This window comes from Bacillus sp. V3-13, from assembly GCF_002860165.1.
Lineage (GTDB): Bacteria > Bacillota > Bacilli > Bacillales > Cytobacillaceae > Bacillus_BJ.
The window spans coordinates 16,279-39,077 of the sequence record NZ_PGUZ01000070.1; the positions used below are offsets into that span (position 1 = coordinate 16,279).

24 protein-coding genes are annotated in these 22,799 nt (G+C 44.1%); all 24 read left to right on the forward strand.

The window, feature by feature from the left end; translation table 11 throughout:
• Positions 1-138 precede the first annotated feature (138 nt).
• The 24 genes from rpsA to aroA all read left to right on the forward strand — a co-directional run bounded on the left by rpsA (position 139) and on the right by aroA (position 22,620).
• Positions 139-1,278, forward strand: coding sequence for a 30S ribosomal protein S1 (rpsA, locus tag CU633_RS20030; RefSeq protein ID WP_101662326.1), 1,140 nt, complete (start codon positions 139-141; stop codon positions 1,276-1,278).
• 12 nt (positions 1,279-1,290) lie between these two features.
• On the forward strand, positions 1,291-2,349 hold the full coding sequence (gene fni, locus CU633_RS20035; RefSeq protein WP_101662327.1) for a type 2 isopentenyl-diphosphate Delta-isomerase: 1,059 nt from the start codon (positions 1,291-1,293) through the stop codon (positions 2,347-2,349).
• Positions 2,350-2,536: 187 nt separating this feature from the next.
• A complete protein-coding gene (locus CU633_RS20040) occupies positions 2,537-3,145 on the forward strand; it encodes a YphA family membrane protein (protein ID WP_101662328.1) in 609 nt (202 codons plus the stop codon).
• Positions 3,142-4,038: a YIEGIA family protein gene (locus tag CU633_RS20045; RefSeq protein WP_101662329.1), complete on the forward strand. Its 897-nt coding sequence runs from the start codon at positions 3,142-3,144 to the stop codon at positions 4,036-4,038. The genes CU633_RS20040 and CU633_RS20045 overlap by 4 nt, the downstream gene beginning before the upstream one ends.
• Complete coding sequence (locus CU633_RS20050; RefSeq protein WP_101662330.1) at positions 4,035-4,220, forward strand: capping complex subunit for YIEGIA; 186 nt, start codon at positions 4,035-4,037, stop codon at positions 4,218-4,220. Before CU633_RS20045 ends, CU633_RS20050 begins: the two co-directional genes overlap by 4 nt.
• 189 nt (positions 4,221-4,409) lie before the next feature.
• Positions 4,410-5,720 (forward strand): ribosome biogenesis GTPase Der, encoded by a 1,311-nt coding sequence (gene der, locus CU633_RS20055; protein ID WP_101662331.1) that lies wholly within the window; start codon positions 4,410-4,412, stop codon positions 5,718-5,720.
• Positions 5,721-5,828: 108 nt separating this feature from the next.
• Entirely contained in the window at positions 5,829-6,884 is a 1,056-nt protein-coding gene (locus tag CU633_RS20060; protein ID WP_101662332.1) for an NAD(P)H-dependent glycerol-3-phosphate dehydrogenase, read from the forward strand.
• Between the two features lie 316 nt (positions 6,885-7,200).
• The gene (locus CU633_RS20065; RefSeq protein WP_101662333.1) at positions 7,201-7,401 is read left to right on the forward strand and encodes a DUF2768 domain-containing protein; all 201 of its coding nucleotides are present in this window, start codon (positions 7,201-7,203) and stop codon (positions 7,399-7,401) included.
• Between the two features lie 29 nt (positions 7,402-7,430).
• Positions 7,431-8,141, forward strand: a complete 711-nt coding sequence (locus CU633_RS20070; protein ID WP_101662348.1) for a hypothetical protein — start codon at positions 7,431-7,433, stop codon at positions 8,139-8,141.
• Between the two features lie 250 nt (positions 8,142-8,391).
• Entirely contained in the window at positions 8,392-9,870 is a 1,479-nt protein-coding gene (gene spoIVA, locus CU633_RS20075) for a stage IV sporulation protein A (RefSeq protein WP_101662334.1), read from the forward strand.
• Between the two features lie 437 nt (positions 9,871-10,307).
• A complete protein-coding gene (gene hbs / locus CU633_RS20080) occupies positions 10,308-10,580 on the forward strand; it encodes a non-specific DNA-binding protein Hbs (RefSeq protein ID WP_142383442.1) in 273 nt (90 codons plus the stop codon).
• Between the two features lie 394 nt (positions 10,581-10,974).
• Positions 10,975-11,541, forward strand: a complete 567-nt coding sequence (gene folE / locus CU633_RS20085) for a GTP cyclohydrolase I FolE (protein WP_101662336.1) — start codon at positions 10,975-10,977, stop codon at positions 11,539-11,541.
• Between the two features lie 132 nt (positions 11,542-11,673).
• Positions 11,674-11,910 (forward strand): trp RNA-binding attenuation protein MtrB, encoded by a 237-nt coding sequence (gene mtrB, locus CU633_RS20090; RefSeq protein WP_101662337.1) that lies wholly within the window; start codon positions 11,674-11,676, stop codon positions 11,908-11,910.
• A gap of 161 nt (positions 11,911-12,071) precedes the next feature.
• On the forward strand, positions 12,072-12,908 hold the full coding sequence (locus CU633_RS20095; protein WP_257959160.1) for a heptaprenyl diphosphate synthase component 1: 837 nt from the start codon (positions 12,072-12,074) through the stop codon (positions 12,906-12,908).
• A 5-nt stretch (positions 12,909-12,913) separates the two neighbouring features.
• Positions 12,914-13,621 carry a demethylmenaquinone methyltransferase gene (locus tag CU633_RS20100; protein ID WP_101662338.1) on the forward strand — a complete coding sequence of 236 codons (708 nt, stop codon included), beginning with the start codon at positions 12,914-12,916 and terminating at the stop codon, positions 13,619-13,621.
• Between the two features lie 64 nt (positions 13,622-13,685).
• On the forward strand, positions 13,686-14,648 hold the full coding sequence (gene hepT / locus CU633_RS20105) for a heptaprenyl diphosphate synthase component II (protein ID WP_101662339.1): 963 nt from the start codon (positions 13,686-13,688) through the stop codon (positions 14,646-14,648).
• Positions 14,649-14,741: 93 nt separating this feature from the next.
• Complete coding sequence (ndk, locus tag CU633_RS20110) at positions 14,742-15,188, forward strand: nucleoside-diphosphate kinase (RefSeq protein ID WP_101662340.1); 447 nt, start codon at positions 14,742-14,744, stop codon at positions 15,186-15,188.
• 176 nt (positions 15,189-15,364) lie between these two features.
• Entirely contained in the window at positions 15,365-16,141 is a 777-nt protein-coding gene (locus CU633_RS20115; protein ID WP_101662341.1) for a CheR family methyltransferase, read from the forward strand.
• A gap of 206 nt (positions 16,142-16,347) precedes the next feature.
• Positions 16,348-17,517: a chorismate synthase gene (gene aroC, locus CU633_RS20120; protein WP_101662342.1), complete on the forward strand. Its 1,170-nt coding sequence runs from the start codon at positions 16,348-16,350 to the stop codon at positions 17,515-17,517.
• The gene (aroB, locus tag CU633_RS20125; protein WP_101662343.1) at positions 17,517-18,614 is read left to right on the forward strand and encodes a 3-dehydroquinate synthase; all 1,098 of its coding nucleotides are present in this window, start codon (positions 17,517-17,519) and stop codon (positions 18,612-18,614) included. Before aroC ends, aroB begins: the two co-directional genes overlap by 1 nt.
• The gene (aroH, locus tag CU633_RS20130; RefSeq protein ID WP_101662344.1) at positions 18,607-18,978 is read left to right on the forward strand and encodes a chorismate mutase; all 372 of its coding nucleotides are present in this window, start codon (positions 18,607-18,609) and stop codon (positions 18,976-18,978) included. Before aroB ends, aroH begins: the two co-directional genes overlap by 8 nt.
• A gap of 94 nt (positions 18,979-19,072) precedes the next feature.
• Positions 19,073-20,173 (forward strand): histidinol-phosphate transaminase, encoded by a 1,101-nt coding sequence (hisC, locus tag CU633_RS20135; RefSeq protein ID WP_101662345.1) that lies wholly within the window; start codon positions 19,073-19,075, stop codon positions 20,171-20,173.
• Between the two features lie 24 nt (positions 20,174-20,197).
• Positions 20,198-21,304 carry a prephenate dehydrogenase gene (locus CU633_RS20140; RefSeq protein WP_101662346.1) on the forward strand — a complete coding sequence of 369 codons (1,107 nt, stop codon included), beginning with the start codon at positions 20,198-20,200 and terminating at the stop codon, positions 21,302-21,304.
• Positions 21,305-21,327: 23 nt separating this feature from the next.
• Positions 21,328-22,620 (forward strand): 3-phosphoshikimate 1-carboxyvinyltransferase, encoded by a 1,293-nt coding sequence (aroA, locus tag CU633_RS20145; RefSeq protein WP_374703394.1) that lies wholly within the window; start codon positions 21,328-21,330, stop codon positions 22,618-22,620.
• The last annotated feature ends 179 nt before the right edge of the window (positions 22,621-22,799 follow it).

Genomic DNA, 22,799 nt, shown 5'->3' on the forward strand with positions numbered 1-22,799 from the left:
GTACGCATTTGTAAGAAGTTAGGTAAAAGAGTTTTTTTTGAATATTCTTTAGTCATTTTTGAAAGCTCGGTGTTAAATGTGGTACTGCTGCATTTCGAATAAATTTTTGAGCAGTCATTGGATTAAGGAGGAGTACATATGACAGAAGATATGAATAATGTTGAGGTTACAAACTTTGAAGTTGGCGATAAGGTAAAAGCTCAAGTAACCAAAGTTGAGGAAAAACAGGTGCTTGTTCATGTTGAAAACAGCAAGCTTGATGGAATTATCCCGATCAGCGAATTATCGAGTCTTCATGTTGAAAAAGCTTCAGATGTGGTTGCTGAAGGCGACGAACTCGAACTTGAAGTGTTAAAGGTTGAGGAAGAGGCCTTGATCCTGTCGAAACGAAAAATCGATGCCGAGCAGGCCTGGGAAAACCTTGTGCAGAAATTTGAGAGCGGCGAAGTATTTGAAGCCGAAGTAAAGGATGTCGTTAAGGGCGGGCTTGTTGTCGACCTCGGTGTCCGGGGGTTTGTGCCGGCTTCCCTTGTTGAAGCACATTTTGTTGAAGACTTCTCGGACTACAAGGGCAAACAGCTTACGTTTAAAATTGTTGAGCTTGACCGGGAGAAGAACAGATTGATTCTTTCCCATCGCGCAGTAGTCGAAGAAGAAAAAGGAAAACAGAAAGAAAAGCTGTTTAAGTCTCTGCAAGCCGGCCAGGTTTTGGATGGCACGGTCCAGCGGATAACCGATTTCGGAGCTTTTGTTGATATCGGGGGAATTGACGGACTTGTCCATATTTCCCAGCTGTCACATGAACATGTTGAAAAGCCGTCCGATGTAGTCCAGGAAGGACAACAGGTAAAGGTAAAGGTACTTAGTGTCGACCGTGATAATGACCGAATTTCGCTATCGATTAAAGAGACATTGCCTGGACCGTGGGCAGATATTGCAGAAAAAGCCCCTAAAGGAAGTACGCTTGAGGGTACTGTCAGGCGGCTCGTCTCTTACGGAGCATTTGTCGAGGTTTTTCCGGGTGTGGAAGGACTTGTTCATATCTCGCAAATCGCCCACAAGCATATCGGAACGCCTCATGAGGTATTAAAGGAAGGCGAGCGCGTCAAGGTCAAGGTTCTCGATGTCAATGAGCAGGAACAGCGCTTATCCTTAAGCATTAAAGACCTGCAGGAAAAGGAGTCTTATGATGCCGGGGACTATGAGCTTCCGGAGGAATCAAAAGGCTTTCAGCTCGGTGAAATGATCGGCGATAAATTAAAGAATTTGAAAAATTAATGGTGATAACCTTTGTCAAGATCAAAACGAAAATGGGACCATGTTCAATTTGCCCTGAAAACGGGCCAGGAACGCCGCAACGGTTTTGATGATATTCAATTTGTCCATCAAAGCCTGCCGGGTACATCTGTAAACCATATTGATTTAAATACGCAAATTGGCGAACTTTCTTTAAGTTCGCCAATTTTTATCAATGCCATGACGGGCGGCGGTGGCGAACGGACATTGGAAATAAACCGGCAATTGGCAATCGCAGCCAAAAAGTCAGGAATCGCAATGGCGACGGGTTCGCAAATGTCTGCTTTGAAGGATAAAAATGAACGAAAGACTTACGAGATCATCAGAACGGAGAATCCGGACGGAATCGTTTTCGGAAACATTGGCAGTGAGGCAACTGTCGAACAGGCCCAGGCTGCTGTCGAAATGGTTGCCGCTGATGCGCTGCAAATCCACTTAAATGTTATTCAAGAGTTGACGATGCCCGAGGGAGACCGTGACTTTCGCGGTGCTTTCCAGCGAATCGAAAAAATCATTCAGCGGCTAAAAGTCCCGGTAATCGTAAAGGAAGTCGGCTTTGGAATGAGCAGGGAGGCTGTTTCACAGCTTGCTTCTATCGGGGTAGCAGCAGTGGATGTAGGCGGATTTGGCGGCACTAATTTTGCGAAAATCGAAAATGAACGCAGGGAAAGGCTGTTAAGCTTTTTTAACAGCTGGGGAATACCGGCTGCTGTATCGATTGTCGAAGCGAAACACAGAGCGGCATCTGTTCCGATCATTGGTTCGGGAGGCATCCAAAACAGCTTGGATGCTGCAAAAGCAATTGCTCTTGGAGCCGATGCCGTTGGAATGGCCGGGTTTTTCTTAAAAATTCTTTTCGAAAAGGGGCTTGATGCACTGATTGAAGAGATCGCAATCATCCATCACGAGCTGACGTTAATGATGACTGCATTAGGTGCAAACAATATTAACGCATTGCAGCAAGCACCGCTGATTATCTCGGGGAACACTTTCCACTGGCTGACTGAACGCGGCATTGATACAAAAGCATACAGCCAGAGAGAACTCCATTAAAGAAAGCTTCGGTTTATGCCGAAGCTTTTTCTTATGAAATTCCCGTTCTGCTCTGGAGATTATTACTGCTTCTATCCCTCGCAGGTTTACCTTTTGCTAAAACATCAATCACACCGAAAATTTAAGCGCTGAAAGATTAAATCACATATTCTTTACCCATAATGGAAAAGATAGGGAGGGTAAAGGAATGGAAGGAATCATATTTTATTGGAGTTCCTGGCTTATCTGGATTTTGACAACCTTTTTTCTAAAAAGAGAAAATCGATACCGCTTTCGAATATCATTAGCAATCCTTGTGGCAATCATGCTTTCGACTGCACAATTTAGCCTGTTCGGTCTTACTTTTAACGCGGCACCTGTGGTTTTGCTCCTTTTCGTTTATTGGGAGGTAGCGAAATTGAATAAAGGCCAGCTGGCCTATTATTTCATCTGCGCATTGATTGTAACGCTGGCGTATGTCAGCTTTTTGCTGTTTGAATTATTTGATCCAGTCTGGGTTCTTTTCGACCGCAAGCTGATGCTTGGCTTTATCATTGTTTATTTAATTGTTTTGCTTTACGGGGATTTACGGATGAGACTTTGCATTTTACTTTCAGCAGTTTTTCATGGAGAGGTCGTATTTGCGTTTATTTTAAAAAAGCTTGCTATCGATTATAAAATCGGCACATTGGAATTTTTGGACTTTGTCGCGCTGGCAGCGGGTGTGCTTCTGGCCTGGACCGGATTGAAATACGCGCTTCTCTTATTGGAAAAGACGGTAAGTCAGTTTGAAAGGGAGAAACAAAAAACCTCATGAACGAATACACACTGCCCATTTTATTTGGGGTTGCGACCGGAACGTTAAGCCGTATTTACATGTTGCGGACCGATTATCGGCAATATCCAACCTATCTTCATGGAAAGATTATTCATATTGCCCTTGGCTTTATAGCTGCAGGGTTGGGGGCTGTTGCCATTCCTTCCATTTTGGAAGAAGAATTTACAGCTATTACTTTTTTAACCCTTGCAGCCTCCCAATTCCGTGAAGTCCGCAATATGGAAAGAAATACATTATCCGAGCTTGACAGTTATGAATTGGTGCCACGGGGTAAAACGTATATTGAAGGAATTGCTGTTGCCTTTGAAAGCAGAAATTATCTTGTTATTTTTACCTCACTAGTCAGCACCTTTGCCTATATTGTTTTTAATATATGGGCGGGACTGCTGACAGCTGTGGTTGCCCTCATCATCTGCCGAAAATTGATGGCCGGCAGCAAGCTCAAGGATATTGTTGACATTGAGTATATTCAGCTGCGCTTTGATGATGCTGGCTTATATATTGATAATATTTACATCATGAATATCGGGCTTCCTGAGCGGCGGAAAGAGATTTTACGGTATGGGATGGGATTTATTCTGACTCCGAAAAACTTTAATGCAAGGACGACGATTGCCAATTTGGGCCAGCGCCAGGCCGTCCTTCATGACGTATCGACAGCACTAGGCGTTTATCGGGATTCAGGAACGCCTGCGCTTGTTCCGCTTGCAAAAAGGGACCTCGATGATGGACGAGTTGGGGTATTTGTTTTGCCGCAGGAAAAGAATATTGAAAAAGCGATCCGGATCATCGGTGCGGTTCCGACTTTGGAAAATGCGATCAGAATGCCTACGGAAAGAAAGGAAAAACAGGAAGGACGAAACAGCATATGACGCATGAAAAAGTGATTATGGCTGTCATTACGACAAACCCGAAGAAGGTTTCGAGCGGCTTGGCGGTTTTTCATTGCGATTCCGGAGAAGAGTTGAATGTCATTGCAAAGAACCTCGAGGCGATTCTCGACGGGATTGCCCACAAACTTACGGATGAACTTTACGTGATTGTTAGACATTGATGATTCTTCCAACTTTTATTTGCTAGGTTGGAATCACTTTGATAAAATAGTGAAGTTAGACCCTTCTCTCAATAAGAAGGGTTCTTTTACTATTTATCAATTTTAAGGGATTTTCTTAATTTTTAGAGAGTAAATGATTCTTAACTATAAATGATATTAGTATGAACGGATTCAGAAAGGGTGGAATTGATGGCGAAACCAGTTGTAGCGATCGTCGGAAGGCCAAATGTAGGGAAATCAACGATCTTTAACCGAATCGTTGGTGAAAGAATTTCAATTGTCGAGGATATTCCCGGTGTCACCCGGGACAGGATTTACAGCTCGGGAGAATGGCTTGCTCACGATTTTAATATTATTGATACAGGTGGAATAGATATCGGGGATGAACCATTTTTGGAACAGATTCGCCAGCAGGCTGAAATCGCAATTGTTGAAGCAGATGTGATCATTTTTTTGACGAACGTTCGAGAAGGGGTAACAGCTGCGGACGAAGAAGTGGCGAAAATATTGTATAAATCAAAAAAACCGGTTGTTCTTGCTGTCAATAAGGTGGATAATCCGGAAATGCGCGCTCAAGTTTATGACTTTTATTCGCTGGGCTTTGGCGAGCCATTCCCGATTTCCGGTACACATGGCCTTGGATTAGGAGATCTTCTCGATGAAGTGGCCAAGCATTTTCCAAAGACCGATGAACAGGAATACGATGATGACGTCATTAAATTCTGCTTGATCGGACGTCCGAATGTTGGCAAGTCATCGCTCGTCAATGCGATTCTTGGCGAGGACAGGGTAATCGTCAGCGATATTGCGGGTACGACAAGGGATGCAATTGACTCAACGTACACGTATAATGGAGAAAAGTACGTTATTATCGATACAGCTGGAATGCGCAAAAAAGGAAAAGTGTACGAAACAACAGAAAAATACAGTGTCCTGCGTGCATTGAGAGCAATTGAACGTTCTGATGTCGTTCTCGTTGTAATTGACGGGGAAGAGGGAATTATCGAACAGGACAAACACATCGCAGGCTATGCACATGAGGCGGGACGTGCTGTAGTAATTGTTGTCAATAAATGGGATGCGGTTGAAAAAGATGAAAAAACGATGAAGGTGTTTGAACAAAAAATTCGCGACCATTTTTTATTTCTCGATTATGCACCGATTGTATTTTTATCTGCTAAAACGAAAAAGCGGATCCATACATTAATGCCGATGATCAATATGGCCAGTGAAAACCATTCCTTGCGGGTGGAAACGAGCGTTTTGAATGACGTCATTATGGATGCTGTGGCGATGAATCCTGCTCCAACTGATAAAGGGCGCAGATTAAAAATTTTTTATACAACCCAGGTTTCTGTTAAGCCACCAACATTTGTTGTATTCGTAAACGACCCCGAATTGCTTCATTTTTCATATGAACGTTTTCTGGAAAACCGGATCAGGGATGCGTTCGGTTTCGAAGGAACCCCGATCAAAATATTTGCGAGAGAGCGCAAGTAGGTCGGGAGGAACGCAGCGGCACAGTTTATTTTGCCAAGATTTACTGTGCTGTGAACAGGGAAAAGAAAGTTTTACATTTTTTAATTATAATAAAGGTTGTGAGCGACATTGAACCGTCCAAAGGAAAAAGTTGCTGTTATCGGCGCAGGAAGCTGGGGAACGGCGCTTTCAATGGTTTTGGCAGATAACGGTCATCAGGTACGATTGTGGGGGCAAAATCCGTCCCAAATTGAAGAAATCAACCAAAAGCATATGAACACAAAGTATCTCCCCGACATTTTATTGCCTGAATCAATTGAAGGGTATCATTCCATGGCAGAGGCGTTGGATGGTATTGATACGATTATCCTGGCTGTCCCTACAAAGGCGATCCGGGAAGTCCTTGGCCGGATCAGGGAGCTGCATGTTGAGCCGCTGACGATTGTCCATGTTGGCAAAGGAATAGAACCGGATACGCTCTTGCGCATTTCCGAAATGATTGAAGAAGAAATGCCTGAGGAACTGCTAAAAGACGTTGTCGTTTTATCCGGGCCAAGCCATGCTGAAGAAGTCAGTCTCCGTCACCCGACTACTGTCACCGTTTCTTCGAAAAATATGAGTGCGGCTGAAAAGGTGCAGGATTTATTTATCAACCAAAATTTTCGTGTCTATACGAATCCTGATCTTATTGGGGTCGAAATTGGTGGAGCGCTTAAAAATATTATCGCGTTGGCTGCCGGACTGTCAGATGGACTCGGCTACGGGGATAATGCGAAAGCGGCTTTAATTACGCGCGGGCTTGCTGAGATCGCCAGACTCGGAACAAAAATGGGGGCAAACCCATTGACGTTTTCAGGCTTAACCGGAATCGGCGACCTGATTGTAACATGTACAAGTGTTCATTCCCGTAACTGGCGGGCCGGGAACCTCCTCGGCAAAGGAAAGAATCTTGATGAGGTTCTCGAAAATATGGGAATGGTTGTCGAAGGAGTTCGGACAACAAAGGCTGCCTACCAGCTTGCTGAAAAATACCAGGTTAAAATGCCGATTTCACAGGCTCTTTACAATATCCTGTTCCACAATGTAAACCCGAAAGATGCCGTTGATGCGTTAATGGCCCGGGGCAAGACACACGAAATGGAAGATCTCGTTGATATACTCGGTGAAAGAACGAGATGCGAATAATATAATGTGCAAAATATAGGCATTAGAGGATGCGCTTCCTGTCTCCCATGCATACAATGCAACGAAGCAAACTGGTAATCTGAACAGGGTGCATGGGTGATTTAGTCGATTTGGCTAAAGTAAAGATATTGCCCCATCTTTACTTTAGCCATTTTTTCGTTTCACACTCCCGGCAGATAGGGAAAACTTCGAAACTAGGAACTATTTGCTTTCTCCGGGCTTGGAAAAAGCAGCTTTAGGCTTTTTCCACGGCGCTTCCGCTTTTTTCTTTATAAGTACTGTGATATAATACTTTTCGGAAAAAGGAGTGGTTCATATGTCTCCCGCTTTAATGAAAATGTGGGTTTCTCTTGCCGCAATGGCATTTATGTTCATTTCAATTATCTCAATCTATTTGAGCCGCTATAAGCTAAAAGGATTTTTTCGGATTATTACGGCAATAATAGCTTATCTATTAATGATTGTTTCCGGAATTATTATTCTTCTCGTAGTTTTAAGCGGGCCGACAAGTCAATAATCACTACATATTAAAGGATTGATATAATGATGAAAAAAGGACTGGTGGTTTTCCTTGTGGCAATCATCACCGCTATGTTGACCGGCTGTATGTATCCTGAGGAACAATTGGCTGAAAACCAAATTCCATATAAAGACCAGGCTGATGCTGTCCAGTCTGCCGTTAATCAGTTTCGGGAAGCTTCAGGCGGATTGCTCCCGATTAAGACAAAAGAGGCAGAGACGCCTATTTACGAGAAATACCCGATCGATTTTGAAAGAATCGTTCCAGCCTATTTGGCTGAATTGCCGGGAAATTCTTTTGAAAACGGCGGGGTTTTTCAATATGTGCTTGTCGATGTTGAAACAGATCCGAAGGTTAAGCTGTTTGATTTAAGAATAGCCGAGACAATCAGGGATATTAAACTACGGATCTACTCAAATGGATATCCGCCATACAAAGAGCAAATTGCAGATGGTATTTTTACGCTCGACTTCAAAAAGCTTGGCTACAAGGAGGATCCTGTAGTGACCAGCCCCTATACACACCAAAAACTTCCGTTTATAGTGACAGGCGAAGGTGAGGTTCTGGTAGACTACCGGAACGATTTATATCAGGCCCTAAAAGCGGATGAAACCCAATATAAACCCGGTGAAGATATCCGCAATATTCTCGTCAAGGACTCTTATTTTGTCCCTGCTTATTCACATCCGTATACAATTGAACCCGAATCAGATGAGCCAATCTTTTTGGTGAAATAGTCATAACCCTTCTTCTGCAAAATATATTGTAGGAGAAGGGTTTTTTCTTTATTCTTAAAAATCTTTTCATCATACTATGTTTTCTTAACAATAACCGGGATGGTAAAAGAATAAGAATCGGGACAGGAGGTAAAAAAAATAAAAATCTGTCATAACTTTATAGGACAACATCATAAACATATACTGTCCAAAATTACCTTAAAGGATATTATTTATCCCACTAACTGTAAGATTCGGGAGGGGAGATCACTTGGAAAAGGTCGATATTTTTAAAGATATTGCCGAACGGACTGGCGGTGATATTTATTTAGGAGTAGTAGGAGCAGTACGAACAGGGAAATCAACATTTATTAAGAAGTTTATGGAGCTAGTTGTCTTACCAAATATAAGCAATGAAGCAGACCGGGCCCGGACACAGGATGAACTGCCGCAAAGTGCAGCTGGAAAAACGATTATGACAACAGAGCCGAAATTTGTTCCGAACACAGCGGCACATGTCCATGTTGATGAAGGGCTGGAAGTGAATATCAGACTTGTAGATTGTGTAGGTTATACCGTGCCGGGAGCGAAGGGATATGAAGATGAAAATGGCCCGCGCATGATTAATACTCCATGGTATGAAGAGCCAATTCCGTTTCATGAAGCGGCTGAAATTGGCACGCGAAAGGTGATTCAAGAACACTCAACGATTGGTGTTGTGATCACAACGGATGGCACAATCGGAGAGATTCCGCGGGCAAACTACCTTGAGGCAGAAGAACGTGTCATTGAAGAACTGAAAGAGGTAGGCAAGCCGTTTATTATTGTAATTAACAGCGCCCAGCCTCACCATCCCAACACAGATACCTTAAGGGCCGAGCTTGTTGAAAAGTACGATATACCGGTCATCGCGATGAGCGTCGAAAGCATGCGCGAAACAGATGTTTTGAATGTTCTCAGAGAGGCATTATATGAATTCCCGGTACTGGAAGTAAATGTTAACCTGCCAAGCTGGGTGATGGTTTTAAGAGAAAGCCACTGGCTTCGCGGAAGCTACCAGGAAGCAGTAAAAGAGACGGTAAAGGATATTAAGAGGCTCCGTGATGTAGACAGGGTCGTCCATCAATTTAGTGATTTTGAATTTATTGACCGTGCCAGCCTCGCGGGGATAGAGATGGGCCAGGGGGTTGCGGAAATTGACCTGTATGCGCCCGACGATCTATACGATGATATTTTAAAAGAAATTGTCGGTGTCGAAATTCGCGGCAAGGATCATTTGCTTGAGCTTATGCAGGACTTTGCCCATGCGAAGGCAGAATATGACCATATTGCCGACGCTCTTAAAATGGTGAAGCAGACTGGGTATGGTATTGCAGCCCCGACATTGACAGATATGAGCCTGGATGAACCAGAAATTATCAGGCAGGGTGCGCGGTTTGGCGTAAGGTTAAGGGCAGTTGCCCCTTCGATTCATATGATCAAAGTCGATGTGGAGTCTGAGTTTTCGCCGATCATTGGTACGGAGAAGCAAAGTGAAGAGCTGGTCCGCTATTTAATGCAGGATTTTGAGGATGATCCGCTCTCGATCTGGAATTCTGATATTTTTGGCCGCAGTCTCAGCTCAATCGTCAGGGAGGGCATCCAGGCAAAACTTTCGTTAATGCCTGAAAATGCCCGATACAAATTAAAAGAAACGTTAGAACGGATTATTAACGAAGGTTCCGGTGGATTAATCGCGATCATTCTCTAATATTCGACTCCGATAAGGGGTCTTTTTTCTTTTTTTTTAAATTTTTTCATCATTGCTGATCCGGATGTGAAGAAATGCTGCTATGTCAGGCGGGATCGGCGTTTGACTGGCATTTTAACTGCGAAAAATGACGAAATTCATATTACACGAATATTTCAAATAAGAAAACATTACCATAATTTTAATGAATTTTGTTGATATAATGAATCTATTATGATAATCTTTTAACAGAATTGAAGTTGTGAGGCTCAAAACCTTATGGATAAAGGATTTTTTCAATAAAATAGATTGAAATCTTCCTCTTTATCATTTAATATAAGGGCTGTGCTGAAAAAATCTTTCACAACGTATAGAATTCAGTAATTTTGTTTAAGAATGTAGGTAAGAAGCTTATTGTTACTGAATTTTATTTCAATTTTTGGGAGGAGGTGACAAGCATGAACAAGACAGAACTAATTAACGCAGTTGCAGAAGCTAGTGAACTTTCTAAAAAAGACGCTACTAAAGCGGTTGACGCTGTTTTTGACGCAATCCTAGATGCTTTAAAAAATGGTGATAAAGTACAATTAATTGGTTTCGGAAACTTTGAAGTACGTGAGCGTGCAGCCCGTAAAGGCCGCAACCCACAAACTGGTGAAGAAATCGAAATTTCTGCAAGCAAAGTGCCTGCTTTCAAACCAGGTAAAGCGCTTAAAGACGCAGTAAAGTAATTACATAAGTGCTTGGGAAAAGGTCGTGTGAAAACACGGCCTTTTTTCTATTGACGCGAAATTTCGGTTTTTTTATCGAGTCAACAAACATAGGGTGTAAATGGCTGTTTAATTAAACTTCTGTTTTGCTTGAATGAAAACGATTGTGCTAATATGTAAATGTTATACTTTAAACTAGCTGGATAGTGCTTTTTCGATGTCCAGCTCCAGCGCCTGGCCCCTCGAGTCGCTTCAGTCCTGCCAATGAAGTCAAAAAGCGGACTTCACTGTCAGGCCCTTCGACGTACAGGACGTACTAGTGCCGACGTTGCCACAGGACGTGGCGCTCTTAGTCGGCCAGCGCTTGTCGGGGCTGACCAAGGCGCTTCCGCATTTCTTATTAGGAGGAAATTCAATGTCTAACGTTAATCGTGCGCAGATAGAGGAAGCGGTTCGCCTCATTTTGCAGGCAATCGGAGAAGACCCGGATCGTGAAGGGCTTGAGGATACACCGAAGCGTGTTGCAAAAATGTATGAGGAAGTTTTTGCCGGTTTAAATCAGGATCCGAAAGAACATTTTGAAACGATTTTTGGCGAAGACCATGAAGAGCTTGTGCTCGTTAAAGATATTCCATTCTATTCGATGTGTGAACACCATTTAGTGCCATTCTTTGGTCAGGCGCACATAGCTTACATACCGAAAAACGGCAGAGTGACAGGATTAAGCAAACTGGCAAGAGCACTGGAGGCTGTTGTGCGCAGGCCCCAGCTTCAAGAACGGATCACTGCAACGGTGGCCGATTCTATTATGGAAAAGCTCGAGCCGCATGGCGTGATGGTGGTTGTTGAAGCAGAGCATATGTGCATGACAATGCGGGGAGTTAAAAAGCCCGGGTCAAAAACGATTACATCAGCCGTGAGAGGCGTTTTGCAGGAAGACCCAAGAGCCAGAGCTGAAGTGCTCGCACTCATCAATAAATAATAGAGCAACATAAAAGGCTGGGAGATTACTTTTAGCCTTTTTAATTGCTTAATAAGCCTGCGTACAAACATACTTTATCATAAGGATAGCCATTTCTGAATTGGAGAATTTTAAAAGCTGGAGGTGAAAGAGTTGGAAAAACGCAACCCGACAAATGGTGACTATGTCGTCATCAAAGCATTGGATGATGGAGTGAATGTAATCGGATTAACGAGAGGTACCGATACGAGATTTCACCATTCCGAAAAACTGGACAAAGGAGAAGTAATGATCGCACAGTTTACTGAGCATACCTCTGCGATAAAAATCCGCGGTAAAGCTTCGGTTATTACTTCATATGGGCAGGTAGAAAGTGATCCTAAAAAGTAACCGGAAAAATGGGAGATTTGGGAAAGTTTTTTATTTCCTTAAACCGACAAACGATTGATGATTTATGATATAATTGTCACTGCCTTTAAATGCACCGATTTTCTTACTGGATATCAATGATGCAAAAATACATAGACATACATTTTGGGGAAACAAGGGTGATGAATTTGCAAGATCTTCGAGAGAAACTAGCTGAAATAAAGGAGCAAATTAAAGCTAAAGCATCGCATCCATATTTGCTTCAGCACGTTGAGGCTCCGGACATTGATGAAGACAAGCTAATATTGCTTCTTTCCCTGTTTAATCAGCTTGATCTGTCAAAAGCTGAAATTGACCGCTATGCACTGACAATAACGCTTATTCAAATTGCCCTCGATACCCATGAGAATGTTACGAACAGCGCAGCCTTAAAGGATAGCAGCCGGAGCATGCAAAGGCGGCAACTGACTGTTCTCGCAGGCGACTACTACAGTGGACTCTATTACAAGTTTCTCGCTGAAATTGATAACATCGCAATGATTCGCACTCTTGCCGAAGGAATCAAGAATATAAACGAACATAAAATTACTGTTTATCAACGGGATGCAGACGGTGTGGATAAGCTGATGAACAGTATTAGGAAAATTGAATCAGCCTTATTTGAGAAGGTTTCTGAGTACTTTCATGCCGGAGCCTGGAATGAAGTGGCGTCCAATCTTTTGCTTGTCAAGAGGTTAATGGCAGAAAGAAAACAGTTTTTACAGGCTGGTCCCTCGATTGTTTTTGAGATATTAAAAAAATTGACTTTCCCTAAACATGACAGTGCGAATCTTGAACTATCACACGAACAAAAAAAATATTTATTGCTGGTGTGTGATCGCTACATTGAATTTGCAAGGCAATTGATTGAAAATGGCTTGAAGAAGCTCCCAAAAATAAATGACCTTCTTGAAGAAAGGATTTTATTCTTCTTCAACGAGCATCAGCCGACGGCGAAAACTTTTGTGGAAGAAGGGTAAGAGACATGCAACAATCAAAAGAAGAGCGCGTTCACAATGTCTTCGAGAAGATTTCCCAAAATTACGATAAGATGAATTCAGTCATAAGCTTTCAACAGCATAAAAAGTGGCGCCAGGATACTATGAGACAAATGAATGTCCGAAAAGGGGCAAAGGCTCTCGATGTATGCTGCGGAACCGGTGATTGGACAATTGCGCTGGCTAAAGCGACAGGATCCGACGGAGAAGTGATCGGCCTCGATTTTAGCCAAAATATGTTGAAGATTGGCGAAGAGAAGGTGAAAGAACTGGGGCTTAACCACGTTTCGCTCATGCATGGGAATGCAATGGAACTGCCGTTTCCTGACGATTCTTTTGATTATGTAACGATCGGCTTTGGTTTAAGAAACGTCCCGGATTATATGCAGGTTTTAAAAGAAATGAATCGGGTTTTAAAGCCGGGAGGGCTCGCAGTATGTCTTGAGACATCCCAACCAACAATGTTTGTCTTTAAACAGCTCTATTATTTTTATTTTAAATTTATAATGCCTGTTTTCGGCAAACTGTTTGCGAAAAGCTATGCCGAGTATTCATGGCTGCAGGAATCTGCCAGAGAGTTTCCGGGGATGAAAGAGTTAGCCGGCATGTTTAAAAAAGCCGGTTTCCAAGAGGTAAAATATAAACCATATAGCGGAGGAGTTGCCGCAGTTCATATGGGTCATAAAAAATACTGATGTCAAATGAAGCCTGCAGCGAAGGGATGCATTGTGACAGGAAGTTGAAGCTGGGTGGAAACAGATGAAATTAAAAATGATGTATTCATTTTTGAATTCGGATTTAAGCATAATTGAAAAAGAGCTTGAAGAAACAATACATGCAGATTCGCCGCTGCTTCGGCAGGCAGCTTTGCATTTATTGCAGGCCGGGGGGAAACGGATTCGCCCAGTGTTTGTATTACTTGCTGGCAAGTTCGGAGATTATGATATTAATGTTACTAAAAATATAGCAATGGCTCTTGAATTGATCCATACAGCCAGCCTCGTTCATGATGATGTCATCGATGATGCCGAGCTCAGGCGCGGCCGGCCAACCATTAAAGCAAAGTGGGACAATCGGATTGCGATGTACACGGGTGATTATATTTTTGCCCGCTCGCTTGAATTGATCACGAACATTGAAAATCCTCTTGCCCACCAGATTCTTTCCAATACGATTGTCGAAGTATGTATTGGGGAAATCGAGCAAATTAAAGACAAATACAGGTTTGATCAAAATATAAAGGATTATTTCCGCAGAATCAAAAGAAAGACTGCCCTGCTTATTGCCGTCAGCCTCCAGCTTGGTGCGATTTCAGCCGGTGTGGAAGAAAAAATTCATCGAAAGCTGTTCCAGTTTGGATACTATGTTGGAATGTCGTTTCAAATTACCGACGATATTCTCGATTTTACGGGGACGGAAAAGGAGCTTGGCAAGCCGGCGGGTGGCGACCTGCTCCAGGGGAATTTAACGCTGCCGGTATTTTTGGCGATGGAAGACGCGAACATCCGGGCAAAGATCGTTCGTGTTCATGAAGATATGCCGCGCGGGGAGATCGATGAAATCATCTCCCTGATCAAAAACAGCAGTGCCATTGAACGCTCGATTCAAATAAGCGACCGCTATTTGGACAAAGCGATTTCACTTCTTGATGAACTCCCGGACAATCGGGCAAATAAAACGCTTAAAGAAATCGCCAGATATATCGGAAAGCGCAAATTTTAAGATGTTGCTAAATTTTCAAAACAATGTTACTATTTTCGTGGATTGTCCTTCAAAGGGCAATCCACCATACATAATGTTGTAGGAGTGGAGTTCATGGAAAAAACATTTATAATGGTTAAACCTGACGGCGTCCAACGCAACTTAATCGGTGAGGTTGTGGCACGTTTCGAGAAAAAAGGTTATCAATTGGCGGGTGCCAAGCTGATGATTATTTCTAAAGAGCTTGCCGAACAGCATTACGGAGAACATAAAGAGCGTCCTTTCTTCGGCGAACTTGTCGATTTTATTACTTCCGGGCCTGTGTTTGCCATGGTTTGGCAGGGGGAAAACGTAATTGCTTCCGCACGGCAAATGATGGGTGCGACCAATCCTAAAGATGCAGCTCCTGGAACCCTGCGTGGCGACTTTGGGCTGACTGTTGGCAAGAATGTCATTCACGGTTCCGATTCACCGGAAAGTGCCGAGCGGGAAATTGCTCTATTTTTTAAGAGTGAAGAAGTGGCTGAATATAATAAGCTTGTTAACGAATGGATTTACTAAACAGAACGTTTAAAGGGCGCTTTCATTTAAGGCGCTCTTTTTTGTATCCGCTTTCTGTGTGAATTTAATAAAAAATAACTTTTTATGAAAAAAATTTCTCTGGACATAGCGGTTTTTCGCTATACTTAAGAATGTTATCAGAAAATATTAGCGGATTTTGTCAAGGAGAAGCAGAAATGGCACATAACGATTATTTAGACTTTATCAGTAAAATCAAAAGAAAGACCGGCATAGATCTGGCACTTTATAAAGAAGCGCAGATGAAACGAAGATTAACCTCACTTTATGAAAAGAAAGGCTTTCCTTCCTTCGAAGCTTTTTATGAAGCATTATCGAAGGAACATCAGCTTTTGGATGAATTTCTTGATCGAATGACGATTAATGTCTCCGAATTTTACCGTAATTCGAAACGATGGGAAGTGCTCGAAAAAAAGATTTTGCCGAAAATTCTTGCCGACAATAAACGGCCGAAAATTTGGAGTGCTGCTTGTTCAACAGGAGAGGAACCATACACGATTGCGATGGTTATGTCTAAATTTATGCCTTTAACAGAGCTGCAAATCCAGGCAACCGATCTCGACATCAATGTGATTAACAGGGCCAGGATCGGCGTTTATCCGCAAAGGTCGTTGAACGAAGTTCCGGTTGATATGAAAAAGAAGTATTTCACCCAGGAAGGCAGCTTTTATAAAGTGGACGATAAAATCAAGAAAACGGTTGTTTACAAACAGCACAATCTACTTGCCGAACCGTTTGGCGGTCCATACGATTTAATCGTCTGCCGGAATGTTCTCATTTACTTTACCGAAGAAGCAAAGGATGAACTGTATAAAAAGTTCAGCGCCGCTTTGAGACCGGGCGGAATCTTCTTCGTTGGCAGCACAGAACAAATTTTCAACCCTTCAGCGTACGATTTTGAAACAGAAGATACATTTTTTTATAGAAAACGGTAATTTACCGGGCGATACTGCCTGGTTTTTTTAATGATAAACGTCAGCTGCTTTCACTTTGCCTTTGTTTCAAGTCTGTTAAATGTTAAAATAGCTTCATTCATTTAAAAATGATAAAAAAGATTATTTTGAATCTTTGACTATTCTTATCTACAGTCATATGATATATTGATACATAATCCTTTAACGAGTTGAAGGGAGAAAGAGTTATGAGATATTTGACCGCAGGAGAATCACATGGGCCGCAATTAACGGCGATTATTGAAGGCCTGCCGGCAGGAATGCCGCTGCTTTCCGAGGATATTAATATCGAACTGGCAAGACGGCAAAAAGGCTACGGCAGAGGCCGCAGAATGCAAATCGAAAAGGATACGGTGCAAATTGCCGGCGGGATCAGGCACGGGCTTACGCTCGGATCACCTGTGGCCCTTGTCGTTGAAAATAACGACTGGAAGCATTGGACGAAAATAATGGGCCAGGAACCGGTCGCCGACAATGATGAAGAAGTGAAACGTAAAATTACCCGGCCCCGTCCCGGCCATGCTGATTTAAATGGAGCTTTAAAATACGGGCACCGCGATATGCGCAACGTTCTTGAACGTTCCTCTGCCCGTGAAACCACGGTGAGGGTCGCGGCCGGTGCTGCGGCTAAAAAATTGTTGTCGCTTCTCGGCATTGAAATAGCTTCGCACGTCATTGAAATTGGCGGAGTGAAAGCGGACAGACGCCCTTTTCAATCAATACAAGAACTAAAAGAACGGACTGAACAATCTTCAGTCCGCTGCGCAGATGACGAAGCCGCTGAAAAAATGATGAAAGCGATCGATACAGCAAAAAATAATGGAGACTCGATTGGCGGAGTGGTTGAGGTCATTGCTGAAGGGATGCCGGCAGGAGTCGGCAGCTATGTACACTATGACCGGAAGCTCGATGCAAAATTAGCGGCGGCGGTCGTTAGCATTAATGCTTTTAAAGGTGTTGAATTCGGAATCGGCTTTGAGGCAGCAAGTAAACCGGGCAGCGAGGTGCATGATGAAATTGCCTGGGATCAAGAGCGAGGTTATTATCGGAAAACGAATCGCCTTGGCGGACTGGAGGGCGGAATGACCACTGGAATGCCGATCATTGTCCGCGGCGTCATGAAGCCAATTCCTACTTTATATAAACCGCTGCAGAGCGTCGATATCGAAACGAAGGAGCCTTTTGCTGCGAGCATCGAACGATCTGACAGCTGCGCGGTACCTGCAGCGGCCGTTGTTGCAGAAAATGTTGTGGCATGGGAGCTGGCGGCGGCGATTGTCGACCAATTCTACTCAGACAGATTCGAAACTTTGAAAGAAGAGGTCGACAGGCAACGGAAGTTTGCGAGGGAATTTTAATGGAGACATTATATGTGAACACAGATACAAAGGAATATCCTGTATTTGTTGGTGAGGGTGTGAGCAGCCAGTTGGCCGGCTTTCTGAAAAAAAACTTCCCCAATCTAACATCGCTGTTGGTGATTACGGATGAAACCGTCGGCGCTCTTTATTTGGACGATCTGAAGACACGGCTTTCTGCTTTTCCTCTCCATACATATGTTGTTCCGGCAGGAGAGCAAGCGAAAACATTTGAAGTTTACTATCAAGTCTTAACCTGCGCGCTTGAAAAGAAACTCGACCGTCATTCGCTTGTGATCGCGCTGGGTGGCGGAGCGGTTGGGGATCTGGCCGGGTTTGCAGCGGCTACATTTATGCGCGGGATTCCGTTCATTCAAATGCCGACGACGATTCTTGCCCATGACAGTGCGGTAGGAGGAAAAGTAGCAATCAACCATCCGGCCGGAAAGAATATGATCGGGGCCTTTTACCAGCCAGAGGCTGTTTTTTATGATCTTGACTATTTAGCATCACTGCCGGTAGCCGAAAAGCGCTCCGGCTTTGCTGAAGTGATCAAGGAGGCTCTTATTAGTGATAAGGCATTTTACAATTGGCTCAGAAACCATATTCATTCTCTTGAGACAATTGAACCTGTTGAGCTGCAGTACGCCTTAACAAACGGAATTAAAATCAAAGGCGAAATTGTAGCTAAAGATGAAAAAGAAACCGGAGTGCGCGCTTATTTAAATCTTGGGCACACGCTCGGCCATGCCATTGAAGCGGAGTACGGCTATGGAAAAATAACCCACGGTGAAGCGGTCATGATCGGGATCGTTTTTGCTCTTGAATTAAGCAAGCATCTCCACTCGCTGGCGTTTAACCGCACAGAATTCAGCGGGTGGCTCAGGGGACTGGGCTACAAAACGGCAATTCCGGCTGGTTTATCAGCCGAAAAGCTGATCGGAAGAATGAAACAGGATAAAAAATCAGTAGGGCAAAAAGTTCGTTTCGTCCTCTTAAAAGAGGTAGGGACCCCTGTATTGACAGAGATACCGGACAGCGTTTTACGGGACTATTTAAATAACTTTCTGGTGGCGGGGAGGACTGCATGTGATTAGGGGAGTTAGGGGTGCCATCACCGTTAAAGAAAACAGTGAAACAGAAATTATCGCAGCTACAGAAAAACTGCTCAAAATAATGATTGACGAAAATTGGGTGGAGCCTGACGCAGTCGCCTCCGTGTTTATTTCGGTGACAGAGGATATTACAGCGGCATTCCCGGCAAAGGCGCTCCGCTTGTTTGCAGGCTGGGACTATGTGCCGGTTATGTGCATGAGGGAAATCCCGGTTCCGGGGTCGCTCGAAAAGTGCATCCGCGTGATGATGCATGTGAATTCCGCAAGCGCCCAGGATGAAATCCGCCATATTTATCTTGAAGAGGCGGTTCGCTTGCGCCCTGATTTAAAAGCAGGCAAACGTTAAAATATGCATTTTGAAAAAAACAGAAAGCGGCAACCCAGGTTTAAAAACAACCAGTTGCTTTTGATCTGAAAAATATTAAAATGAGGTGATTGAGATGAGATGGAAAAAGCAACTGCTCACGCTGACTCCATACCAGCCTGGTAAATCAATTGATGAAGTGAAGAAGCAGTATCGCTTAAAAGACATTATTAAACTTGCTTCAAACGAAAATCCTTATGGATGTTCGGAGCGGGTTCTTGACACTTTGCAGCAGAATACTGGTTTTTTTGCATTTTATCCGGACGGGTACGCCACCAACTTGCGGGAAGCATTGGCCACCCACTTGGATGTTTTTCCTAATCAATTAATATTCGGAAATGGATCGGATGAAATCATCCGAATCATTTCCCGGTCTTTGCTTCATCCCGGATCAAACACAGTGATGGCAATACCAACCTTTTCGCAATATAAACATAACGCCGTTATTGAAGGTGCGGAGGTTCGTGAGATTCCGCTTAAAAATGGCAATCATGACCTTGATGAAATGCTTGCCGCGATTGACGGGCAGACAAATGCAGTCTGGCTCTGCAGCCCGAACAATCCGACCGGCACGTATATTCCCGAGGACCAATTAATTACTTTCCTGGATCAAGTACCGAAAGATGTTCTTGTCGTGCTGGATGAGGCTTATTTTGAATATGTGGTGGCAGATGATTACTATAATTCAGTCGAACTTTTAACACGCTATGAAAATCTGATTGTTCTCAGAACCTTCTCGAAAATTTACGGTCTTGCCAGCCTTCGCATTGGATACGGGATTGCTTCACAGGCGATTATTCGCGCGATAGAGCCGGCGCGCGAACCATTTAATATCAACCGCATTGCCCTTCTCGCTGCAGAGGCGGCGCTTGGCGACCAGGCATTTGTAAACGAATGCCGGCAAAAAAACCGGGAAGGTCTTGAGCAGTTTTATCGTTACTGTGACGAAAATAATCTTGACTATTATCCTTCTCAGGGAAACTTTATTTTAATCGACCTTCAAGTAGACGGAAATGAAGTGTTTCAGTTTTTGCTGGAAAAGGGCTTCATCGTTCGTTCAGGACCGGCGCTTGGCTTTCCAACTGCGATCAGAATTACGGTTGGATCCCGCGAGCAAAATGAAAAATTGCTCGAAGCCATTTCCGAATTTTTAGCTGCCAAAGCAGCCCTGTCATAAAATTTCCAAGTAGGACGTGATTGTTTGAAAGGCCGCGTTTTTATCATTGGGCTGGGCTTAATCGGAGGCTCACTCGCGCTTTGTATAAAAGACAAGCACCGTGAAGCAACGGTTATCGGCTTCGACATTTATCCGGAACAAAGCAAGCTTGCCAAAATGCTCGGTGTGATCGACGAGGCGGCAGAAACGATTGAAGAGGGTGCGGTCGGGGCGGACCTTATCCTGATTGCAACACCGGTTACAGAAGCAGAGCGCATCATCGATTCCCTGTCACAAATCAACTTGAATAAAGATGTCATCATTTCCGATGCCGGCAGCACCAAGGCAGAAATAATGAAAAAAGCAGAACGGTTAAAAGACAAAGGTATTACGTTTATCGGCGGTCATCCGATGGCAGGGTCACATAAAAGCGGGGTGGCAGCGGCAAGAAGCCTCCTGTTTGAAAATGCGTTTTATTTATTGACCCCTGGCAAGGAGACGCCGGCAGAGGATGTTGAGAAGCTTAAGCGGTGGCTGGCAGGGACGCGGGCAAAATTTCTGGTCATCGAGCCCCAGCAGCATGACTATCTGACCGGGGTCATCAGCCACTTCCCCCATATTATTGCTGCCTCTCTCGTCCATCAGGCAGACAGGACGAGAGATGAAGAAAATCTTGTGCCGAGGCTTGCCGCCGGGGGGTTTCGCGATATTACCCGGATTGCCTCCGGCAGTCCCCATATGTGGCGGGATATTTTGCTTCATAATAAAGAAGTGCTGCTAGAACTTCTGCACGAGTGGCAAGCGCAGATGGACAGAGTTGCACAAATGCTGAAAACAAGCGATAGTGAAGCGATCTATCAATTCTTTTTAAAGGCAAAAGAATTTCGCGATGAATTGCCGCAAAAGGAAAAAGGGGCGATTCCGGCGTTTTATGATTTATACGTCGATGTACCGGACTATCCCGGGGTTATTTCCGAGATTACCGGCTATTTGGCAGAAGAAAATATCAGCATTACCAATATAAGAATTCTTGAAACGAGAGAAGAGATTTATGGCGTCCTCGTGATCAGCTTTCAGACAGATGAAGACAGGCAAAGGGCCGAAGCCTGTATCCGCCATCAAACAAAGTATGAAACTTTTATAGGCTCTTAAGCATTGAAGGGAGCGCATTTCCAGTGAATATTTTGCAGCTGCATCCAAAAAGTAAAGGATTACGGGGGTCAATTACGGTTCCCGGAGATAAGTCGATTTCCCACCGCAGTGTTATGTTCGGTGCTATCGCGCATGGCACTACAACCGTGCAGCATTTTCTGCCCGGTGAAGATTGCTTGAGCACGATCAGCTGCTTTCGAAAGCTCGGGGTCACGATCGAGCAGGAAGGGGACCGCTTGCAGATCATCGGAAAAGGACTCGATGGATTGCGGGAACCGTCAGAGGTTCTCGACGTCGGCAATTCAGGTACGACAATCCGCCTCCTGCTTGGCATTTTGGCAGGCAGGCCGTTCCATACCACATTAGTGGGAGACAGTTCAATCGCTAAACGTCCGATGACAAGAGTAACAAAGCCGCTTGCTGCAATGGGTGCTTCGATTGACGGGAGGAATGAGGGGGAGTTCACGCCGTTGTCGATTAGAGGCGGACGCTTAACCGGCATCCAATACAAGTCGCCTGTCGCCAGCGCCCAGGTGAAATCTTCGATCTTGTTTGCCGGTTTGCAGGCAGAAGGAGAAACGAGCGTTATCGAACCGTCAAAAACAAGGGATCATACTGAACGAATGCTCAAGCAATTTGGCGGGAACGTTGAAATCGATGGTTTAACGGTTAAAGTAACAGGCGGGCAGCGGCTGAAGGCTGCGAACATTGTTGTGCCGGGCGATATATCGTCAGCCGCTTTTTTCCTTGTCGCGGCTGCGATCACCCCGAACAGTGAGCTGGTGCTGCACAATGTCGGCATCAATCCAACGAGAACAGGCATTCTTGATGTACTGGCTAACATGGGGGCTGACATCACGATTTTGCCGAAAGAAGAAGAAAATGCCGAACCTGTTGGCGATATTATCATTAAAACATCCGATTTAAAAGGCATTGAAATAGGTGGAGACTTGATTCCAAGGCTGATTGACGAAATTCCTGTCATCGCACTTTTGGCAACCCAGGCGAATGGAACAACGGTCATAAAGGATGCCCATGAATTGAAAGTAAAAGAAACGAATCGCATTGATACTGTTGTTAATGAATTGGCAAAGCTCGGCGCAAGAATTGAGGCAACCGAAGACGGCATGATTATTGCCGGGGGATCTTCTTTAACGGGCGGGAAAGTAAATAGCCATGGGGATCACCGGATCGGCATGATGCTTGCCATTGCCTCATTAATTTGCAGCGGTGAAGTCAATTTGGCTGGCAGCGAAGCGATAGCCGTCTCGTACCCGGCGTTTTTTGAAGACCTGGCGCGCGTAAACGTCCAATAAGCTGGCTCATTTAATAAAAAACCTTGCTGTCCGGCAAGGTTTTTTCCTTTTAAGCTATAGGAAAGTATAAACGTTTCTAAATATAGTTGGGCGTTTCGATGTCCAGCTCCAGCGCCTAGCCCCTCGAGTCGCTTCGGTCCTGCCAATGAAGTCAAAAAGCGACTTCACTGTCAGGCCCT

Coding starts and splice junctions, on each gene's coding strand:
- CU633_RS20040 (WP_101662328.1), top strand. CDS start 2,537: ATGGAAGGAATCATATTTTATTGGAGTTCCTGGCTTATCTGGATTTTG.
- CU633_RS20100 (WP_101662338.1), top strand. CDS start 12,914: ATGCAACAATCAAAAGAAGAGCGCGTTCACAATGTCTTCGAGAAGATT.
- hbs (WP_142383442.1), top strand. CDS start 10,308: ATGAACAAGACAGAACTAATTAACGCAGTTGCAGAAGCTAGTGAACTT.
- CU633_RS20045 (WP_101662329.1), top strand. CDS start 3,142: ATGAACGAATACACACTGCCCATTTTATTTGGGGTTGCGACCGGAACG.
- aroB (WP_101662343.1), top strand. CDS start 17,517: ATGGAGACATTATATGTGAACACAGATACAAAGGAATATCCTGTATTT.
- CU633_RS20065 (WP_101662333.1), top strand. CDS start 7,201: ATGTCTCCCGCTTTAATGAAAATGTGGGTTTCTCTTGCCGCAATGGCA.
- rpsA (WP_101662326.1), top strand. CDS start 139: ATGACAGAAGATATGAATAATGTTGAGGTTACAAACTTTGAAGTTGGC.
- hepT (WP_101662339.1), top strand. CDS start 13,686: ATGAAATTAAAAATGATGTATTCATTTTTGAATTCGGATTTAAGCATA.
- aroC (WP_101662342.1), top strand. CDS start 16,348: ATGAGATATTTGACCGCAGGAGAATCACATGGGCCGCAATTAACGGCG.
- der (WP_101662331.1), top strand. CDS start 4,410: ATGGCGAAACCAGTTGTAGCGATCGTCGGAAGGCCAAATGTAGGGAAA.
- CU633_RS20070 (WP_101662348.1), top strand. CDS start 7,431: ATGAAAAAAGGACTGGTGGTTTTCCTTGTGGCAATCATCACCGCTATG.
- folE (WP_101662336.1), top strand. CDS start 10,975: ATGTCTAACGTTAATCGTGCGCAGATAGAGGAAGCGGTTCGCCTCATT.
- CU633_RS20095 (WP_257959160.1), top strand. CDS start 12,072: ATGAATTTGCAAGATCTTCGAGAGAAACTAGCTGAAATAAAGGAGCAA.
- ndk (WP_101662340.1), top strand. CDS start 14,742: ATGGAAAAAACATTTATAATGGTTAAACCTGACGGCGTCCAACGCAAC.
- hisC (WP_101662345.1), top strand. CDS start 19,073: ATGAGATGGAAAAAGCAACTGCTCACGCTGACTCCATACCAGCCTGGT.
- CU633_RS20050 (WP_101662330.1), top strand. CDS start 4,035: ATGACGCATGAAAAAGTGATTATGGCTGTCATTACGACAAACCCGAAG.
- CU633_RS20115 (WP_101662341.1), top strand. CDS start 15,365: ATGGCACATAACGATTATTTAGACTTTATCAGTAAAATCAAAAGAAAG.